Genomic DNA, 18,618 nt, shown 5'->3' with positions numbered 1-18,618 from the left:
AACTGATGCGCCTGAGCGCAGCCAATTAATGGTGGGTGGTGGTGCTGTTGCTGTCCGACACGGCTACTGCGACTGCAGCGACGATGACGCCAGCGACAACTGCGGTCGTGACCGACACGCCAGCGATCGTGGTAGCTGCGACAGGCGCTGGTGCGACTGGGGCGGCAGCTTCAGCGCCGGTTTGTGCGAAGGCTTGAACCGAAACCAGGCTCAGGATTGCTGCGGTAGCGAGAAGTTTTTTCATAATTAGTCCTTTGAGTCGATTAGAAATGTTGCTGCGGTGTTCATTGGTGCTCTCGCATTATAACCACTAACTACCGTATTTCCGCAAGATTCTCTTTCTCGAATGAATGATTAAGGACTTAATTCATGTAGCGTCAGTAATGCGCGACAGCTTGGTAATAAAACAATCAGCCATCGATAAAGAACAAACTCGATATAGCCATACTTTTCCACCCTGTTCGAGCAATTGCCGGGCGGCACCATAATTCATAATGGTGTATGTCGTCGCTCGCCCAACCCTGGCGCGGACGACACGCACAGGGTGGTGGAGCAGACATGGCAGAAGAAAGCGACGCAGAAAAAACTGAACCGGCTTCACAGAAGCGCCTTGACCAGGCGCGTGAAGAAGGCGATGTGCCGCGCTCGCGTGAACTGGCCACGTTCGCCGTACTGATGGCATCTGGCGCCGGTCTGTGGATGACGGGCGCAAGAATCATGAAGAGCCTGAACAGCGCCATGGTGTCGGGCCTGGCATTGACGCGCGATCAGGTCTACAACCCCGACGTGCTGCTACGCCGCGTCGGCAGCGACATTGCCGATGTGCTTATCAACTGCCTGCCGGTGGCGTTTGCCGTCATGCTCGTCGCCCTGGCGGCGCCCCTGATGATCGGCGGCTTCCTGTTTTCTGCCAAGTCCTTCATGCCCAATTTCGGCAAGCTCAATCCCGCGCGTGGCCTGTCCAATATGATCTCGACCAACTCGCTGGTCGAATTAGTCAAAGCCATCGGCAAGACCATCGTGGTCGGCACCGTCGCCTGGCTGGTGGTGATGAGTCAGAAAGATGCGGTGATGGGACTGGCTGTGGAATCGGTGGGGGCGGGTAGCACCCATGTGATTCGGCTGCTGGGTGCGGCATTCCTGTTTATCGTCGGTGGTCTCGGTTTTATTGCCGCCATCGATGCGCCGTACCAGATGTGGCACTACGCCGACAAGATGAAGATGACGCGCCAGGAAATGCTGCAGGAGCACAAGGAATCGGACGGCAACCCCCAGATGAAGGGCAAGATTCGCCAGATGCAGCGCGAAATGTCACGCCGCCGCATGATGGCCAATGTGCCTACTGCCGATGTGGTCGTCACCAATCCAACCCACTACGCGGTCGCCTTGAAGTACGCGGACGGGCAGGGCGGGGCGCCGCGCGTGGTGGCCAAGGGGGCTGATGAAGTCGCCGCCAGAATCCGCGAACTGGCCCGCGAAAACGGCGTCGCCCTGCTCGAAGCGCCAGCGCTGGCCCGGGCCCTGCACCAGCATACCGAGATCGACGACGAAATTCCCGAAGCCCTGTACGCGGCCGTGGCAGAAGTGCTGGCCTACGTGTTCCAGTTGCGCAGTTATAAAAAGGCAGGCGGGCGCTATCCCGACCGGCCGACCCGGCTCTCGGTGCCGCGCGAACTCGATCCGCACGATCCGCTGTTCGAAACCAGGGCCAGCAAAGCCGCCAGCGCAACACCAGCCAATGATCATACCAATAACAATACCAATAACGGAGCCACGCCATGAATTCTTCGATCCGACTGCCCGCCTGGTTAAGTGCCCTCGGCAACAGCGGCAGCGCGCTGGCGGCGCCGGCCATCATCATCCTGCTGTTGTCGATGATGATCTTGCCGCTGCCGGCCTTCGTGCTCGACTTGTTCTTCAGCTTTAATATTGCGCTGTCGGTCATCGTGCTGCTCACCAGTCTGTACACCGTCAAGCCGCTCGACTTCATGGCCTTTCCTACCATCCTGCTGGTGTCGACCATGCTGCGCCTGTCGCTCAACGTCGCCTCCACCCGGGTGGTGCTGACAGAAGGCCACACCGGTGGCGCCGCCGCTGGCAAGGTAATCGAAGCGTTCGGCCACTTCCTGATCGGTGGCAACTACACGGTCGGTATCGTGGTCTTCATTATTTTGACGATCATTAATTTTACGGTGGTCACCAAGGGCGCCGGCCGTATCGCTGAAGTGGGCGCCCGTTTTGCTCTCGATGCCATGCCCGGCAAACAGATGGCCATCGATGCCGACCTGAACGCCGGCCTGATTGTCGAAGATGAAGCGCGCCGCCGCCGCCTGGAAGTGTCGCAAGAAGCGGAGTTTTATGGCGCCATGGATGGTGCTTCGAAGTATGTGCGCGGTGACGCCGTCGCCGGCATCATGGTCACCGTCATCAACGTCGTCGGCGGCTTGCTGGTGGGCCTGCTGCAGCACGACCTGGGGTTCGCCCAGGCGCTGCAAACCTACACATTGCTGGCCATTGGTGATGGCCTGGTGGCACAGATTCCATCGCTGATCATCTCCGTTGCCGCCGGTATCGTCGTCTCGCGGGTGGCCAGCGACCAGGACATTGGCGCGCAATTGACCAATCAGCTGTTTGCCAAGCCGCAGGTGCTGTACATCACCGGTGGCATCATCGGTGGTATGGGCTTGATTCCTGGCATGCCGAACTTGGTGTTTCTGCTGCTGGGTGGTGGCCTGGCCGCCATCGCCTACACCATCAACAAGAAGCGCGCCGCTGCGCCGGCGCTGGAAGAGGCGGCGGCGGCCTCGGCGGCCAGTGCTGCCGCTCCTGCCGCTGAACAGGAAGAAGCGAGCTGGCAAGACATCATGCCTGTCGATACCCTGGGTCTGGAAGTGGGCTACCGCCTGATTCCCCTGGTCGACAAGGCGCAGGGCGGCGAGCTGCTCAAGCGCATCAAGGGCATTCGCAAAAAATTTGCCCAGGAAGTAGGGTTTTTGGCGCCTCCCGTGCACATCCGTGACAACCTCGAGCTCAAGCCCTCGGCTTACCGCATCACCCTCAAGGGCGTGGAAGTGGGCAGCGGCGAGTCCTTGAACGGCCAGTTCCTGGCGATCAATCCGGGGATGGCCAGCGGCACCTTGCCGGGCATGGTGACCACCGATCCGGCGTTCGGTCTGCCAGCCACCTGGATCGACGCCAGCCTGCGCGATGAAGCGCAAAGCATGGGCTACACGGTGGTTGATGCCGGTACCGTGGTGGCCACCCACCTCAATCACCTGATTACCTCGCATGCATCGGAATTGCTGGGGCGCGCTGAAGTGCAGGCGCTGCTCGACCACCTCGCCAAGGAATCGCCGAAACTGGTGGAAGACCTGGTGCCGAAGGTGGTGTCGCTGTCGACCCTGCAAAAAGTGCTGCAAAATCTGTTGATCGAGGGCGTGCATATTCGCGACATGCATACGATTATCGAAACGCTGGCCGAGCACGCCGTCCAGATCAGCGACCCCAATGAATTGACTGCATTGGTGCGGGTGGCGCTGGGGCGTGCCATCGTTCAGCAATTGTTCCCGGGCGCCGCCGAACTATCGGTGATGACGCTCGATAACCGCCTCGAGCGGCTGTTGATGCAGGCGATGGGGGCCGGTGGCGATGGCAGTGGCATCGAGCCGGGCCTGGCTGACACCATCGCCCAGCAGGCGGGTAATGCTGCTGCGCAGCAGGAGGCGATGGGGCTAACGCCAGTGCTGCTGGTGCCGGCGCCTTTGCGTGCGCTGCTGGCACGCTTTTTACGGCGCGCGCTACCGCAATTAAAAGTGCTGTCGCACAGCGAGATTCCGGAATCGAAAACGATACGGGTGACCAGTCTGGTAGGCACTGGCTGAACATCGTTTTAGATTGCATGAAAGGCAGGCCATTGGTCTGCCTTTTACGCATTGGAGAGACAATATGCCGCTCGCCGGCCATGGCGCACCGGTATAATCGCCGCAGAAATCCTGTCTCATTATTCTTTGCCGAGATATAAGGTCAGGGCGCAATTTGATAAAATTGCCTTTATTTTAATTTTTCTGTCGAGAAACCTATGATTTTAGTAACTGGCGGTGCCGGCTTTATTGGTTCAAATTTTGTCTTACAGTGGTTATTGCAAAGCGACGAACCCATCGTTAATCTCGACAAGCTGACCTACGCCGGTAATCTGAGCAATCTCGACAGCCTGCGCGACGATCCGCGTCATATCTTTGTCAAGGGTGACATTGGCGACACCGCCACCGTCGGCGCGCTACTGCGTGAATACAAGGTACGTGCCATCGTTCACTTTGCGGCAGAAAGCCACGTCGACCGTTCTATTCTCGGCCCTGCCGCCTTTATTGAAACCAATGTCAACGGCACCTTCGGCCTGCTCGAAGCAGCCCGCGCCTACTGGTCGGCGCTGGCGGCGCCCGACAAAGCGGCGTTCCGCTTCCTGCACGTGTCGACCGACGAAGTCTACGGCACCCTGGGGCCCGACGATGCGCCATTTACCGAAACCACGCCGTACGCTCCCAACAGCCCTTATTCGGCCTCGAAGGCCGCCTCCGATCACTTGGTGCGCGCCTACCACCACACCTATGGCATGCCGGTGCTAACGACCAATTGTTCGAACAACTATGGCCCCTATCACTTCCCTGAAAAGCTCATTCCCCTGGTGATCACCAACGCCCGTGCCGGCAAACCATTGCCCATCTACGGTGACGGTCAGCAGGTGCGCGACTGGCTGTTTGTCACCGACCATTGCACGGCAATCCGCCGCGTGCTCGCTGAAGGCACACTGGGTGAGGTCTATAACGTCGGCGGCTGGAACGAGAAAGCCAACCTCGATGTCGTCCATACGCTGTGTGACATTCTCGACGAACTCGATCCGAAAGCGGCCGGCAGTTACCGCGACCAGATTACCTATGTCACCGATCGTCCCGGCCATGATCGCCGCTACGCCATCGATGCCCGCAAGCTGGAACGCGAACTGGGCTGGAAGCCGGCCGAAACGTTCGAGTCGGGGATCCGCAAGACGGTGCAGTGGTATCTGGACAATCAGCCTTGGGTGCAGAACGTGCAGTCGGGTGATTACCAAAACTGGCTCGATAAAAACTATGCGCAGCGCACGCTGGCCGAGGGAAACGTATGAGCAGCACCGTAAAACGCAAGGGCATCATCCTCGCCGGTGGCTCGGGCACGCGCCTGTACCCGGTCACCATGGCGGTATCGAAGCAGTTGCTGCCGGTGTATGACAAGCCCATGATTTATTATCCGCTCAGCACCCTGATGCTGGCCGGGATCGACGAGATCCTGATCATCTCGACGCCCCAGGACACCCCGCGTTTTCGCGAACTATTGGGCGACGGGTCGCAGTGGGGTATCAGCCTGACCTACGCAGTGCAGCCAAGCCCGGACGGCCTGGCGCAGGCCTTTATCATAGGCCGCGAGTTTGTCGGTAACCATCCGTCGGCCCTGATCTTGGGCGACAACATTTATTACGGCCACGACTTCCACAAGCAGCTGCATGAAGCCTCCAGCCGCACCAGCGGCTCGACCGTATTCGCGTATCACGTGCAAGACCCGGAGCGCTACGGCGTCGTCGAATTCGACAAAGAGCGCCGGGCAGTGAGCATCGAAGAAAAGCCCCTCAAGCCGAAGTCGAATTACGCCGTCACCGGCCTGTATTTCTACGACAAGCAGGTGTGCGATATCGCCGCCAGCATCAAGCCGTCGGCACGGGGCGAGCTGGAAATTACCGATGTCAACCGGGTCTACCTTGAACGCAACGAATTGACGGTCGAACTGATGGGCCGCGGTATGGCCTGGCTCGATACGGGTACCCACGAGTCGCTGCTGGAGGCCGGCCAGTTTATCGCCACCATCGAAAACCGCCAGGGCCTGAAGGTGGCTTGTCCTGAAGAGATTGCTTATCGTCAGGGCTATATCAACGCCACCCAACTTGAAACACTTGCCCAGCCCCTGAAGAAAAATGGCTACGGCCAGTACCTGCTGCGCCTGTTGAACGAGCAAATTTATTAAGCATGAAAATTATTCCAACTAGCATTCCCGATGTCGTCATCCTTGAACCCACCGTCTACGGCGATGCACGAGGGTTTTTCTACGAGAGTTTTAATGAGCGCAAGTTCAGGGAGCTGACTGGCTCTGACGCCCGGTTCGTGCAGGACAACCACTCGAAGTCCGTCAAGGGCGTCTTGCGCGGCCTGCATTACCAGCTGCAGCAAACCCAGGGCAAGCTGGTACGGGTGGTCGCTGGCGCCGTGTTCGATGTCGCTGTCGATATCCGCAAAAGCTCGCCCACCTTTGGCCAGTGGGTCGGCGTCGAACTCTCCAGCGACAATCAACGCCAGCTGTGGGTGCCGCCCGGCTTTGCACACGGTTTTGTGACTACCAGCGATAGCGCCGAGTTTTTGTACAAGACCACCGATTACTGGGCGCCCGAGTACGAGCGCAGCATCCTGTGGAACGACCCGGCCATCGGCATCGATTGGCCGATGGATGTCGAGCCGCAACTGTCCGCCAAGGACAAAGTGGGCAAGCTGCTTGCCGACGCCGAGGTATTCCCATGAAAATCCTCGTCACCGGCACCAGCGGCCAGGTCGGCCACGAACTGCAACGCAGTCTGCAGGGGCTGGGCGAAGTGGTCGCCGTCGACCGCGCACAGATGGACCTGAGTAATTTGCAGCAAGTGCGCGAGGTCATCCGCGCCGTCAAGCCGACTCTGATCGTCAACCCGGCCGCCTACACGGCGGTCGACCAGGCCGAGAGCGAACCCGCGCTGGCCATGCTGATCAACGGCGAGGCGCCGGCCGTGATGGCCGAAGAAGCCAGGCGCCTGGGTGCCGCCATCGTCCACTACAGCACTGATTATGTGTTTGACGGCAGCAAGACGGGGCCTTACGTGGAAACCGATCCCACTTGTCCCGTCAACCTGTACGGCGCCAGTAAACTTGTGGGCGAACAGGCGCTGGCGGCGTCCGGTGTGCCGCACCTGATCTTGCGCACCAGCTGGGTGTACGGTACGCGCGGCAAGAATTTTTTGCTCACCGTGCTGCGCCTGGCGGCCGAGCGCGACGCCCTGCGTATCGTGGGCGACCAGTTCGGTTCGCCCACCTGGAGTCGTACCATTGCCGACACCACCGCGCAACTGCTGGCGCGCCTCGACGCACGCGATGGCTTGCTGGCCGCCATGGCAGGCGGGCAGGGCGGGATCTATCACCTGACGGCGGCCGGCAGCACCTCGTGGCATGGCTTCACGGAGCAGATCGTGGCGCACCGGTCGGTGCTGCGCAAGCCGACCGTGACGGCGATTCGCACCGAGGAATATCCGCTGCCGGCCAAGCGGCCGCATAACTCGGTGATGGCGGGCGACAAGCTGGCGGCGCTCGGCATTCATGTGCCGAGCTGGCAGACTGCGCTGGGCTTGTGCCTGGGGTAAAGCTGGCAGCAGGGGGACTGGCACCCGCGGTGCCAGTCCCCCCTGACGCTTCAGGCAACGGGCTCATCTGTTCCAATTCGAATAGCGGGACTATCACCCGCCTTTTCCCTTGATGGTTTCCTAAGAGCATCGTCAATAATTGACCTGTGAGAAATGGCAGTGCCGCATGGGCGCGCACTGACCCCTTCAGCAGGAGCATGCTCGATGAACGTCAAAAAATTTACCGCCGCCACCTCGCGTGAAGCCCTGCGCAAAGTGCGCGAAGCGCTCGGACCCGATGCCGTGATCCTGTCGAACCGCCCGGTCGATGGCGTCGTCGAGATCCTCGCCCTGGCCAATGACGACGTCGCCTCGATTGCCGCGCCCGCCCACGGCAGCGCCATGGACCAGCCGGCCCCCCGCCTCGATCACGATGCGCCCGTCAGCTATGCCAACCGCCGCGCCGCGCCGATGCAAGCGGCCAGCGAGGCGGTCGACATGGCCCAGATCAGCGCCATGATGTCGAACGCCATCGCCCACGCCAAGGACAGCGCCGCCGCCGAAATGTCGGCCATGATGCACGAAGTGCGCGCCATGCGCGGCCTGATGGAAACCCAGCTGGCCGCCATTTCCTGGGGCACCACCGCCCAGCGCGAGCCGGAAAAAGCCCAGGTGCTGCGCGATATGCTGGGCGCCGGCTTTTCCGCCACCCTGGCCCGCTATCTGATCGAAAAAATGCCATCCGGTAAAGACCGTGTCGAAAGCATGCGCTGGATTAAAACCGTGCTGGAACGCAATCTGACCAGCATGGCCAACGAGGATGAAGTGCTGGGCCAGGGCGGCGTGTTTGCCCTGGTCGGCCCCACCGGCGTCGGCAAGACCACCAGCACCGCCAAGCTGGCGGCCCGCTGCGTGATGCGCCACGGCCCCGACAAGCTGGCGCTGATCACCACCGATGCCTATCGTATCGGCGGCCACGAGCAGCTGCGTATCTACGGCAAAATCCTCGGCGTGATGGTCCATTCGGTCAAAGACGAAGCGGACCTGCGCATCGCCCTCAAGGAATTGCGGAATAAACATACGGTATTGATCGATACGGTCGGCGTGTCGCAGCGCGACCAGATGGTCACCGAGCAGGTCGCCATGCTCAGCGAGACGGGCGCCGATGTCAAACGCCTGCTGTGCCTGAACGCCACCTCGACCAACGAAACCCTCAACGAAGTCGTGCGCGCCTACCAGGGCAGTGGCCTGGCCGGCTGCATCATGACCAAGATGGATGAAGCTGCCTCGATCGGCAACGTGCTCGACGTCGTCATCCGCCAGAAGCTGCGCCTGTTTTATATCTCGAATGGCCAGCGGGTGCCGGAAGACTTGCACCTGGCCGACCGCGCCATGCTGATCGATCGCGCCTTCCGCCTCACGCGCGACGGCGCCAGCCAGTTCGATGACAGCGATCTGCCCCTGCTGATGGCCCAGGCCGGCAAAATGCAGCACGGTCTGCGCGAGGTAAGCCATGGCTAATTTCGATTTCGACCAGGCCGAGGGCCTGCGCCGCATGCTGGCGGGGCCGCGGCCGCGCATCGTCACCTTCCTGTCGGCCCACGCGCAGGACGACAAGGGCGCCATGCTGGTCAACCTGGGCGCCTCGCTGGCGCGCGCCGGCAATGATGTGCTGATCGTCGACGCCTGCCACCACGACTACGGCGTCGCCGAACGCCTCGGCGTCTCGCACGGTGCCAGCCTGCTGCAGGTGGCGCGCCAGGAGTGCGCCCTCAATGAAGTGGTGCGCCAGGTACCGCAAGGGTTTTCGGTGGCAACCATGAAACGCAAGACCGGCGCCCAACACAGCGGCACCGATCACTGCGGCGCCGACGATGCGCGCCGGCTGGCGAAAAGTTTTGATGTGCTGGTCAAGCAAAGCGGCATGGTGATCGTCGACGGCGAATTCGGTCCCGACGGCAGCTTTCCGGTGCCGATCATGGACAGCGCCGAGATCGTCGTCCAGGTCGGCACCAGCGCCGTCTCCATCACCGCCGCCTACAGTTTGATCAAACGCCTGTCGCAACAACTGGGGCGGCGCCCCTTCGGCGTGCTGGTCACTGGTGCGACAGAGGCCGAGGCGCAGCTTGTATACGATAATATGTGTTCTGCAGCAAGCCGTTACCTGGCCGTGCAACTGACTTCGATGGGATCAGTGCCGGCCGACGAATACCTGCACCGTGCCGCCCGCCTTGGCCGCGCCGTCGTCGACGCCTTTCCGCTGGCCGGCGCCTCGGTGGCGTTTCGCCAGCTGGCGGGCCGTTTTGCCCGTGCAGGCATGCCACCACTTGGCCATGCAGGGGGACAGACCCGCTTTGGCGCTTAAGAAAACGTTCGCTTAAACAATGTATAACGTCAAAGGGAAAGCCGACAAGAACCAGCTGCTGACGGATAACATGCCGTTGGTGAAGCGGCTCGCCCACCACATGAAGGCGAAATTGCCGCCCAGCGTGGAAGTCGACGATCTGGTGCAGGCCGGCATGATTGGTTTACTCGATGCCATTTCCCGCTACGAGGAAACGCACGGCGCCCAGTTCGAAACCTACGCCGTGCTGCGCATCCGCGGCGCCATGCTCGATGAGCTGCGCAACAGCGACTGGCTGCCCCGCTCGATGCGCCAGAACATGCGCAAGATCGAGGCCGCCATGGCCAGCCTGCAGCAAAAGCTGGGCCATGCGCCCACCGAATCGGAAGTGGCGAAGTCGCTCAAACTGTCGCTGGCCGATTACCAGGACATGCTGGCCGATGGCGGCGGCCACCAGCTGGTCTATTACGAAGACTTTCATGACAACGAAGGCAATGACAGCTTCCTCGACCGCTATGCCGTGGACGACGACGATCCGTTGCGGGCCCTGCTCGACACCGACTTCCGCCAGGCCGTCATCGATGCCATCGATGCGTTGCCGCCGCGTGAAAAAATTCTGATGGGCTTGTACTACGAAGAAGAAATGAATCTGAAGGAAATCGGCGCCGTCATGGGCGTGTCCGAATCACGTGTGTCGCAATTGCACACCCAGGCCGTGGCCCGCCTGCGCGCAACTCTCCGGGAGCAGGCATGGACTGGGCCAGCGTAATCGGGCTGGCGCTGGCGCTGGCCGGCCTGTTCGTCGGCCATGCCATCGACGGCGGCAAGTTTGCCTCGCTGGTGCAGCCGGCGGCGTTTGCCATCGTTGTCATCGGCACCGCCGGCGCCGTCCTGCTGCAAAGCGAAGTGCCGACCTTTATGCGCGGCATGCGCATGCTGCGCTGGGTATTCCAGCCGCCGCCGAACCAGCGCCAGAAGCTGGCGCGCGATATCGTCAACTGGAGCCAGACCGCGCGCCGCGACGGCTTGCTGGCGCTCGAACCGGCGATGACGCGCGCCACCGACAAATTCGTGCAAAAGGGTTTGCGGCTGATGATCGACGGCATCCAGCCAGACAAGCTGCGCAGCTTGCTGGAAACGGAAATTAACGCCTACGAATTTTCCCAGCGCCAGGGCGCGCGCATCTGGGAATCGGCGGCCGGCTATTCTCCCACCATCGGCATCATCGGCGCCGTACTGGGCTTGATTCACGTGATGGAAAATTTGTCCGACCCGGCGCGCCTGGGGGCCGGTATTGCCGTCGCCTTTGTCTCGACCGTGTACGGAGTCGGCCTGGCCAACCTGTTTTTCTACCCGGTTGGCAACAAGCTGAAAGCCATCGTGGCTGAAAAGGTGGTGCAGTACGAAATCCTGCTCGAAGTGTTTTTTGATCTCGCCAGCGGTGACCATTCGCGCGTGATCGACGAGCGCGTGGCCAGCCTGCTCTCGCGCGATTAAGCGTCCCGGTACCGTCATGGCGCGCAAGCCCTACGTTGAAGATGCCGAAAACCACGAGCGCTGGCTGATTTCCTACGCCGATTTTATTACCCTGCTGTTCGCGTTTTTTGTCGTCATGTACGCGGTGTCGGTGGTCAACGAAAGCAAATACCGCGTGCTCTCTGATGCGCTCGGCAGCGCGTTCGGCGGCAGCGCCGCCGTCGGCCGGCCCGCGCCCAGCGCCCAGGTGGCGCCGCCGATTGTCCTGCCCAATCTGCTGGCCAGGCGGCGCGCCGAGGCGTTGCGGCGCGAACGCGAACGGCTCACCGCACTGGCGCGCGAACTCAGTTCGACGCTGGCGCCGCTGGTCAAGGAAGGCAAGGTGCGGGTCACCCAAAACAGCCGCGGCGTCAGCGTCGAAATCAATGCCAGCGTGCTGTTCGACTCGGGCGACGCCACCTTGACGGCCGACTCGCGCGAAGCGCTGGCGGCGCTGGCAGTGTTGCTGCGCAACGATCCGCACGCGCTGCAAGTGGAAGGTCACACCGACAACCAGCAAATTCGCCGTCCCGTGTTCCCATCGAACTGGGAACTGTCGGCCGCCCGCGCCGGCGCCGTGGTGCGCCTGTTCGCCGACGCTGGCGTGCCACCGGCGCGGATGACCGTGGTCGGTCACGGCGACAATATTCCGGTGGCCAGCAATGACAACGTAGAGGGGCGCGCGCGCAACCGCCGCGTGGCTGTGACTATTCTATCGGCCTTGCCTGATACCACGACCGAGATTCCGGCGCGCTGAGCACAGCCGTGGTGGCCAAGGCCGTTCCTCGGCGGCTCTTCGTAAAAATATTTGTAACGGAGCGCAAACCCGCTTGGCGCCGCGCACCGCCGCAGTGCACAATGCCGCCATTCTCAAGGTGGAGCAGTCGATGTTGAAAGCACTTCAAAAGCGCGGCAAAATGCTGGCCGTGGTTGCCGGCGTTGCCGCCCTGTTGGCGATGGGCGCCATGAACGCCGGCGCCCGTGCCCGTGATGGCGTGGTCGCTGTCATTGCCAGCAACATCGTGGTTGACACGCACGACGGCCAGTTGCTGGCAAAAGTTACCATCGACAACCACAGCGAGCACACCATTTACGTGCCGCGCGTGCTGGCCAATGAAGGCGAGCCGGAAGGCAATCTGTTCGAGGTGCGCGACAGTTCGAATGGTGATCCGCTCGACTATGTCGGCATGCTCGTCAAGCGGGCGCTGCCGACGAAACATGATTATGTTGCCATCAAGCCGCATGGCCAGTTGTCGACCCGCTTCGACATCAGCCACGCCTATCGCTTCATGAATGGCCGCCACGCTTACCAGATCAGTTTTAGCGGCGCTTTCGTCAATGATGTCAACCGGCTCGACCAGCGCACGCCGCTCGACGTGGCCACCGCCATGTTCGCGCACGTCGGCCAGTAAGAACCTATCCCGGTAGGTAGGAGGAAGCGGATTGCGATGCATGGCAGCCGAGGGCAAGGCGCGAGGATGACGCATGGCGAGCCATGCTAAGACGAGTAACGCAGCCATCGGTTGCCAGGCGCGCAAGCAGCGACTCCGACCTACCGGGATAGGTTCTAAGCCCGTCCGTCAAAGCACGGCGGCGTGTCGCTTGCTATTCAAATAAGATCAACCGACCACATAACGCCGGGACGGTCCGCCCGCGGTGGTTTGCCCGTTGGCGCCATAAAACCCCGCTTCGCTGCTGCCGGCCGGCGTGCGCATGGCGTTCAGGGCCACCTGGGTCATGGTCAGCTGCTTGTTGATCAACATGCCATTGACACGGTTGAGTTCCTTGGCGGCGCGTGTGTGGTTGAGCAGGTCGGTCCACTGGGCGCGCGCTTCGGCGCCAGCTTCGAGCAGCCAGGCTTCCATCCCCGTTTCGCTGGCGGCAAAGCCGACGCTGCCGAGCGCCAGATGACGGCGGCTGGCCAGCGCTGCCGCCTGCTGCACCAGTGCCGATTTTTGCGGCGTGATTTGATCGAGCCCATCGCTGTCCGCGCTGACGAGGAACTGTTGTTCCTGTTGCATCAAGCCGATCAGGGAGCCGATCGTCTGTTGTTCGTCAAGCAAGGTGGCAAGGGGACTGGTCATGGTAATTTAACGTTTGCGAGAGTGCAGCAGGTCGCGGACTGTTTCCAGCAGGCCGTCAGCCACCTTCTCGGAGTTGACTTGGAACTGGCCATCGGCGATGGCCAGCTTGATGCGTTCGACTTTCTTGGTATCGAACACGGCGCCGGCGCCGTTGGTACCGGCCAGGGCCTGGCCCTGCGACGACAAACGCACGCTGTCGGTCGCCGGCTGGCTGGTGGCCGCCGCGCGTTCGGCACTGCGCGCGCCGGCAGCCGTGCTGCTGGCCGTGGGCAAGGCGGGGGTGCTTTTGGGGGTGTCGTTAATTTTCACAGCATCTTCCTCTTTGACCGGTGCCATGTTCTAAATGCACGCACCGCGATATGTCTAAGTAACGGCGTGTAAGTCCGAAACTTTAGCGCACATCAACGAGCGAAGTTAGAAAACAACCTCTACCAGCCCCCCTGATTGCGCTATGCCACTAATGATGGCGCCAGCCGGCGTGCGTACCTGCACCACCTGGCCGGCACCGGCGGTGCCGATGGCACGGCCTTCGGCCGAGACCTTGAAGCCGGGCCCGTTCGATACCACCCGCACGATCTGGCCCTGCTGTACCACCGGCTTCGATTTCAAACCATCGAGCCGCAGCGGCGCGCCGGACGGCAGCGACATGGTACTGCTGCGGCCGATTGCCTGCGCCATGTCGGTCACCACGCCATTCGGCAGCGCCGCCAGATCGCCGCGCAGCATCACCAGCTGCGACTGCTCGATGGGCTGGCCCTGGCCGAGCGGCACGGCGGCGGCAACATACTCGCCCGTTACCATCACCTTCGCCTGAATATACACTTTCCACGCCGTCGGCGCGCTGCAGCGCAACCCCACCGTGGTATTTCCCCACACCCGCGCACCCGCTTGCAGAAAGGCTTCCGGGGCGGGGCAGGGCGCCAGCTGCATGCGGGTGTCCAGCGCACGCACCTCGACCTTGACTTCGCCGGGCAGGGCGGCGCCTTGCTGTTGCAAAAACTGTTCGGCAAGGCGGGCCAGTTGCCCCAGATCCTGGTGTGCCTGTGCCTGTGCCAGGGAGGCGCTCAGCAGGGCGGCGCAAAGTACGGTCAGTCGAGCATGCATGATGGGAGGCCGGGGGGCAGCGGATGGTGGAATGGTGCTATTTTAGGCTCCATGATTCCCCGGTGAAACATCGAATAGCCGCCGTTTGCCCATGCTGCTCGTTCGATTGGCCCACCTTGCCTCTACGTATGATTGGTCCTGTTCTCATAAGTGCACCCACCCGGAGCGGACATGGTTAGCAAACTCGACGATTATCTGCGGTTCAATGAAGCGGCCCTCAGCCTGCGCTCCCAGCGCCAGCAGGTGCTCGCCTCGAATATTGCCAACGCCGACACGCCCAACTACAAGGCCCGCGACATCGATTTCGCCAGCGCGCTGGCCGGGGCACTGAACAAGAGCACGCCAGCGGCCGGCGCGCTGGCGGCCAGTTCGCCCCAGCACTTGCAGGCCGCCGCCAGCGGCAATGCCCTGGCCGATGGCACCCCCTTGCTGTACCGCCAGAACGCGCAGGGTGCGGCTGACAACAACACGGTCGACATGGACGTCGAGCGCAACCAGTTCGCCGACAACGGCGTGCGATACGAGGCCGGCATCACCATGATCAACCACCAGATCCGCAATCTGATGGCCGCCATCCAGGGAGGCCAGTAAGCATGTCGCTGTTTAATATTTTTAATGTGTCCGGTTCGGCCATGAGTGCCCAGGCCCAGCGCCTGAACGCCACCGCCAGCAACCTCGCCAATGCCGACAGCGCCACCGATGCTTCCGGCAAGGCTTACCGCGCCAAGCAGGTGGTGTTCGAAGCGGTGCCGCTCGATGACGGCTCGACCGCCGTCAAGGTGGCGCAGGTGGTGGAAGACCCGTCACCGCTGCGCCAGCAGTACGACCCCAAGCATCCGCTGGCCGACGACAAGGGCTATGTCTCCATGCCCAACGTCAACGTCGTCGATGAAATGGTCAACATGCTGTCCGCTTCGCGCTCGTACCAGACCAACGTCGAGACCATGAACGCCGCCAAGACCATGTTGCTCAAAACCCTGACCATCGGCCAGTAACCTTTTAGATCTGACTCCCATGACCACCATCGATACCAGCACCGTTAGCACCGACCTGATGGCCACCATGAATGCCAAAAAGGTCACTTCGACCGATGGCACGGTGGCCGCCGACACCGATAAATTCATGACCCTCCTGGTGACGCAGCTGAAAAACCAGGACCCCATGAATCCGCTCGACAATGCGCAACTGACCAGTCAGCTGGCGCAACTGTCGACCGTCACCGGGGTCAACAAGCTCAACACCACGCTCGAATCACTGAAGTCGAGCTACCAGTCGACCGAGGCGATGCAGGCAAGCAGCATGATCGGCCACAGCGTGCTGGTCGAGGGCAATTACGTCGACCTCGCCAAGAGCCAGGGCGTGATGGGCGTCGACATTGCCACCGCCGCCGATTCGGTCAAGCTGATCGTCACCGACACCAGCACCGGCCAGGACATCGAGACCATTGACCTCGGCGCCAAGGCGGCCGGCACCTATCCGCTGCTGTGGAACGGCGTGCCCGATGCCACCAAGCTTGACGCCAACGGCAGCCCCGTCACCGTCAAGGATGGCCGCTACCTGATCCGCGTCGAGGCCACTGCCGGCGGCGAGGCTCTCAAGGACGCCAAGGCGCTGTCGCTCGACACGGTGGCCAGCATCACCTCCAACGCCGCCACCGGGGTCAAGCTCAATTTGCCCACCAAGGGCATCGTCACGATGGCTGACATCAAGCAAATTCTGTAAGCACGCGCCCCATATCCCCTATCTAGCAGGAGTACATCATGTCTTTTCAACAAGGTCTTAGCGGTCTGAACGGCGCTGCAAAATCGCTCGATGTGATCGGTAACAATATCGCCAATGCCAGCACGGTCGGTTTCAAGGGCTCGCAGGCGCAGTTTGCCGACGTCTATGCATCGTCGCTGCAGGGTTCGCTGGGAACGCAGGCGGGAATTGGCGTGAAGGTCTCGCAGATCGCCCAGCAGTTCACCCAGGGCAATGTAGAGTCATCCAATAATCCGCTCGATATCGCCATCAACGGTGCCGGCTTTTTCCGCACCACGGTGGCCGGCGCCGTCCAGTATTCGCGCAATGGCCAGTTTTCCCTCGACAAAGAGGGTTATATGGTCAATGCCCAGGGCGCCAAGCTGACCGGCTACCAGACCGGGCCCACCGGCAACCTGCTGGCTGGCTCACCCTTGCCCATCAAGATCAGCACGGCCGACCTCAAGCCGGTCGCCACCACCGCCGTAAAAACCGAGCTCAACCTCGATTCGCGTGAACTCAATCCGGCCAAGACGCCCTTCGATGTGAATGACACGGCCAGCTACAACAAGCAGATTCCGATCGACGTCTACGATTCGCTGGGCAATGCCCACGTGATGAGCTCGTATTACGTGCGTAACGGTGCCGGCACCTGGGATGTGTATGTGGCCAACGACGGCATGGAATTGAATAACCTGAAAGTGGCCGCCGCCGCCCAGGGCACCACCGCGCCCTTTACCGCCGTCAACAACGCACGCGATGCCTGGCGCACCGCTGTGCAGGCAGTGCCGGTCAATGCCGCCACCGTCGCCAGCGCGCTGGCCGCCTATGCCACCGCGGCCTCGGCAATGGTGGTGGCGGCCGCCGCCAATCCGGCCATCGGCAACGCCACCCCTGCCCAGCAGGCAGCCATCGCCAGCGCCGCCACCATTTCCGGTGGCGTGCTGGGTAACACCCCTGAGGATGTCGACAAGGATATTGCCGCCGCCGTTCAGTTGCAGCCAGTTAAAGTTGGCACCCTGAATTTTGACGCCAAGGGTACCCTGTCGGCCACCACCCCGCCGATGCTGGTCGATTTGACCATCTTCCCCCCCACCGGCGCCGCCAGCGTGTTGCCCGTCTCGCTCACCTTCACCGGTTCGACCCAGTACGGCGCCGCCACCAGTGAAAAGCAATCGATCCAGGACGGCTACACCGCCGGCCACCTGCAGCGCTTCTCGGCCAGCGCGGACGGCGTCATCCTCGGCCAGTACAGCAACGGCCAGTCGCAGGCACTGGGGCAGATCGTGCTGGCGAACTTCGCCAATCCGAATGGTCTGTCGCCTTTGGGCAACAATGCATGGGCCGAAACTAGCACCTCCGGCAACGCCCTGGTCGGCGCGCCCACCTCGGGCAGTCTCGGCACGCTGCAGTCGTCGGCGGTGGAAAACTCCAACGTCGACCTGACGGCCGAACTGGTCAACATGATCACCGCGCAGCGGGTCTATCAAGCCAATGCGCAGACCATCAAGACCCAGGATTCGGTGCTGCAGACGCTGGTGAATTTGCGCTAAATTTAGTGATTTGTCGCCGCGCCGAAAGGGCACAGCATGGACCGTCTCATTTACACCGCCGGCAGCGGCGCCAAACACATCCTTGAGCAGCAGGCCACCACCTCGCACAACCTGGCCAATGTCAGCACCACCGGCTTTCGTGCGCAGGTCGACGCCTTTCGCGCGGTGCAGGTCGAGGGCGGCACCTTGCCGACCCGCGCCTTTGTCGTCAACGCGACCAGCGGCACCGATTTTTCGTCGGGGGCCCTGCAGGCGACCGGGCGCGATCTCGACGTCGCCATCCGCGGCAAGGGTTTTATTGCGCTGACCATGGCCGATGGCAGCGAAGCCTACACCCGCAGCGGCGCCCTCAACATGAATGAAAACGGCTTGCTGACTGGGATCGGCGGCAATGCCGTGGCGGGCGACGGCGGCCCTATCTCGGTTCCGCCCGACGTCACCGTCGCCATCGGCGGCGACGGCACCATTTCCACCATCGAAAAAGGCACCAAGCCGGGCACCCCGACCGTGCTGGGGCGCTTAAAACTGGTCAACCCGGCGGAGGCGGACCTGGTGCGCGGCGACGACGGCCTGTTTCGCCTGAAAGATGGCAAGCCGGCCGAGGTCGATCCGAATGTGTCGGTCGCTGGCGCCATGCTTGAGGGCAGCAATGTCAACCCGATCGACTCGATGGTCAGCATGATCTCGCTGGCGCGCTCGTTTGAAATGCAAATGAGCATGATGAAGAATGCCGAGAACAACGCCGCAAAAGCGACTCAGATCCTTGCTTTGAGTTAACGCGGTGCGCCGTATAGTAACGATGTGCATGGCGCCTTTCGTCAGCCACGTTACTGG

Annotated in this window: 21 protein-coding genes; 17 read left to right on the top strand and 4 right to left on the bottom strand. The window is 61.8% G+C overall.

Annotated elements, in window-relative coordinates; all coding sequences use genetic code 11:
• Positions 1-25 precede the first annotated feature (25 nt).
• Entirely contained in the window at positions 26-244 is a 219-nt protein-coding gene (locus ACP7BZ_RS03060; protein ID WP_426110171.1) for a hypothetical protein, read from the bottom strand.
• A gap of 314 nt (positions 245-558) precedes the next feature.
• Here ACP7BZ_RS03060 and flhB point away from each other — a divergent pair, with 314 nt between their 5' ends.
• The 12 genes from flhB (at position 559) to ACP7BZ_RS03000 (ending at position 12,715) form a co-directional block, all read left to right on the top strand.
• A complete protein-coding gene (gene flhB, locus ACP7BZ_RS03055) occupies positions 559-1,782 on the top strand; it encodes a flagellar biosynthesis protein FlhB (protein WP_426110170.1) in 1,224 nt (407 codons plus the stop codon).
• Positions 1,779-3,881, top strand: coding sequence for a flagellar biosynthesis protein FlhA (gene flhA / locus ACP7BZ_RS03050; protein WP_426110169.1), 2,103 nt, complete (start codon positions 1,779-1,781; stop codon positions 3,879-3,881). The genes flhB and flhA overlap by 4 nt, the downstream gene beginning before the upstream one ends.
• A gap of 197 nt (positions 3,882-4,078) precedes the next feature.
• Positions 4,079-5,158, top strand: a complete 1,080-nt coding sequence (gene rfbB / locus ACP7BZ_RS03045; RefSeq protein WP_426110168.1) for a dTDP-glucose 4,6-dehydratase — start codon at positions 4,079-4,081, stop codon at positions 5,156-5,158.
• The gene (gene rfbA / locus ACP7BZ_RS03040) at positions 5,155-6,048 is read left to right on the top strand and encodes a glucose-1-phosphate thymidylyltransferase RfbA (protein WP_426110167.1); all 894 of its coding nucleotides are present in this window, start codon (positions 5,155-5,157) and stop codon (positions 6,046-6,048) included. The genes rfbB and rfbA overlap by 4 nt, the downstream gene beginning before the upstream one ends.
• 2 nt (positions 6,049-6,050) lie before the next feature.
• Positions 6,051-6,596 (top strand): dTDP-4-dehydrorhamnose 3,5-epimerase, encoded by a 546-nt coding sequence (gene rfbC, locus ACP7BZ_RS03035; RefSeq protein WP_426110166.1) that lies wholly within the window; start codon positions 6,051-6,053, stop codon positions 6,594-6,596.
• A complete protein-coding gene (gene rfbD / locus ACP7BZ_RS03030) occupies positions 6,593-7,465 on the top strand; it encodes a dTDP-4-dehydrorhamnose reductase (RefSeq protein WP_426110165.1) in 873 nt (290 codons plus the stop codon). The genes rfbC and rfbD overlap by 4 nt, the downstream gene beginning before the upstream one ends.
• Before the next feature lie 204 nt (positions 7,466-7,669).
• Positions 7,670-8,965, top strand: coding sequence for a flagellar biosynthesis protein FlhF (gene flhF / locus ACP7BZ_RS03025; RefSeq protein WP_426110164.1), 1,296 nt, complete (start codon positions 7,670-7,672; stop codon positions 8,963-8,965).
• On the top strand, positions 8,958-9,809 hold the full coding sequence (locus tag ACP7BZ_RS03020; protein WP_426110163.1) for a MinD/ParA family ATP-binding protein: 852 nt from the start codon (positions 8,958-8,960) through the stop codon (positions 9,807-9,809). The genes flhF and ACP7BZ_RS03020 overlap by 8 nt, the downstream gene beginning before the upstream one ends.
• Positions 9,810-9,828: 19 nt before the next feature.
• On the top strand, positions 9,829-10,557 hold the full coding sequence (locus tag ACP7BZ_RS03015) for an RNA polymerase sigma factor FliA (RefSeq protein WP_426110162.1): 729 nt from the start codon (positions 9,829-9,831) through the stop codon (positions 10,555-10,557).
• Positions 10,539-11,285 (top strand): flagellar motor protein, encoded by a 747-nt coding sequence (locus tag ACP7BZ_RS03010; RefSeq protein WP_426110161.1) that lies wholly within the window; start codon positions 10,539-10,541, stop codon positions 11,283-11,285. Before ACP7BZ_RS03015 ends, ACP7BZ_RS03010 begins: the two co-directional genes overlap by 19 nt.
• A gap of 16 nt (positions 11,286-11,301) precedes the next feature.
• Positions 11,302-12,060, top strand: coding sequence for a flagellar motor protein MotD (motD, locus tag ACP7BZ_RS03005; protein WP_426110160.1), 759 nt, complete (start codon positions 11,302-11,304; stop codon positions 12,058-12,060).
• Between the two features lie 73 nt (positions 12,061-12,133).
• On the top strand, positions 12,134-12,715 hold the full coding sequence (locus tag ACP7BZ_RS03000) for a hypothetical protein (protein ID WP_426110159.1): 582 nt from the start codon (positions 12,134-12,136) through the stop codon (positions 12,713-12,715).
• 207 nt (positions 12,716-12,922) lie between these two features.
• Here ACP7BZ_RS03000 and ACP7BZ_RS02995 read toward each other — a convergent pair whose 3' ends face one another.
• The 3 genes from ACP7BZ_RS02995 to flgA all read right to left on the bottom strand — a co-directional run bounded on the left by ACP7BZ_RS02995 (position 12,923) and on the right by flgA (position 14,491).
• Complete coding sequence (locus ACP7BZ_RS02995; RefSeq protein WP_426110158.1) at positions 12,923-13,387, bottom strand: flagella synthesis protein FlgN; 465 nt, start codon at positions 13,385-13,387, stop codon at positions 12,923-12,925.
• A gap of 6 nt (positions 13,388-13,393) precedes the next feature.
• Positions 13,394-13,696 carry a flagellar biosynthesis anti-sigma factor FlgM gene (flgM, locus tag ACP7BZ_RS02990; protein ID WP_426110157.1) on the bottom strand — a complete coding sequence of 101 codons (303 nt, stop codon included), beginning with the start codon at positions 13,694-13,696 and terminating at the stop codon, positions 13,394-13,396.
• A 105-nt stretch (positions 13,697-13,801) separates the two neighbouring features.
• A complete protein-coding gene (gene flgA, locus ACP7BZ_RS02985) occupies positions 13,802-14,491 on the bottom strand; it encodes a flagellar basal body P-ring formation chaperone FlgA (RefSeq protein WP_426110156.1) in 690 nt (229 codons plus the stop codon).
• A gap of 171 nt (positions 14,492-14,662) precedes the next feature.
• On the opposite strand from flgA, the gene flgB reads away from it, so the two are divergent.
• From flgB to flgF, 5 genes are read left to right on the top strand one after another with little or no spacing between them, the layout of a single operon-like run.
• A complete protein-coding gene (gene flgB, locus ACP7BZ_RS02980) occupies positions 14,663-15,082 on the top strand; it encodes a flagellar basal body rod protein FlgB (protein WP_426110155.1) in 420 nt (139 codons plus the stop codon).
• Between the two features lie 2 nt (positions 15,083-15,084).
• Positions 15,085-15,486 (top strand): flagellar basal body rod protein FlgC, encoded by a 402-nt coding sequence (flgC, locus tag ACP7BZ_RS02975; RefSeq protein WP_426110154.1) that lies wholly within the window; start codon positions 15,085-15,087, stop codon positions 15,484-15,486.
• A gap of 19 nt (positions 15,487-15,505) precedes the next feature.
• Positions 15,506-16,213 carry a flagellar hook assembly protein FlgD gene (locus tag ACP7BZ_RS02970; protein WP_426110153.1) on the top strand — a complete coding sequence of 236 codons (708 nt, stop codon included), beginning with the start codon at positions 15,506-15,508 and terminating at the stop codon, positions 16,211-16,213.
• A 38-nt stretch (positions 16,214-16,251) separates the two neighbouring features.
• Positions 16,252-17,784: a flagellar hook protein FlgE gene (locus tag ACP7BZ_RS02965; protein ID WP_426110152.1), complete on the top strand. Its 1,533-nt coding sequence runs from the start codon at positions 16,252-16,254 to the stop codon at positions 17,782-17,784.
• A 36-nt stretch (positions 17,785-17,820) separates the two neighbouring features.
• Entirely contained in the window at positions 17,821-18,561 is a 741-nt protein-coding gene (flgF, locus tag ACP7BZ_RS02960; protein WP_426110151.1) for a flagellar basal-body rod protein FlgF, read from the top strand.
• Positions 18,562-18,618 lie beyond the last annotated feature (57 nt).

It is taken from the genome of Massilia sp. PWRC2 (assembly GCF_049896725.1).
GTDB lineage: Bacteria > Pseudomonadota > Gammaproteobacteria > Burkholderiales > Burkholderiaceae_D > JAFCUW01.
The sequence above is the reverse complement of the archived record's forward strand: the minus strand, read 5'-3'. Positions and strand labels throughout refer to the sequence as shown.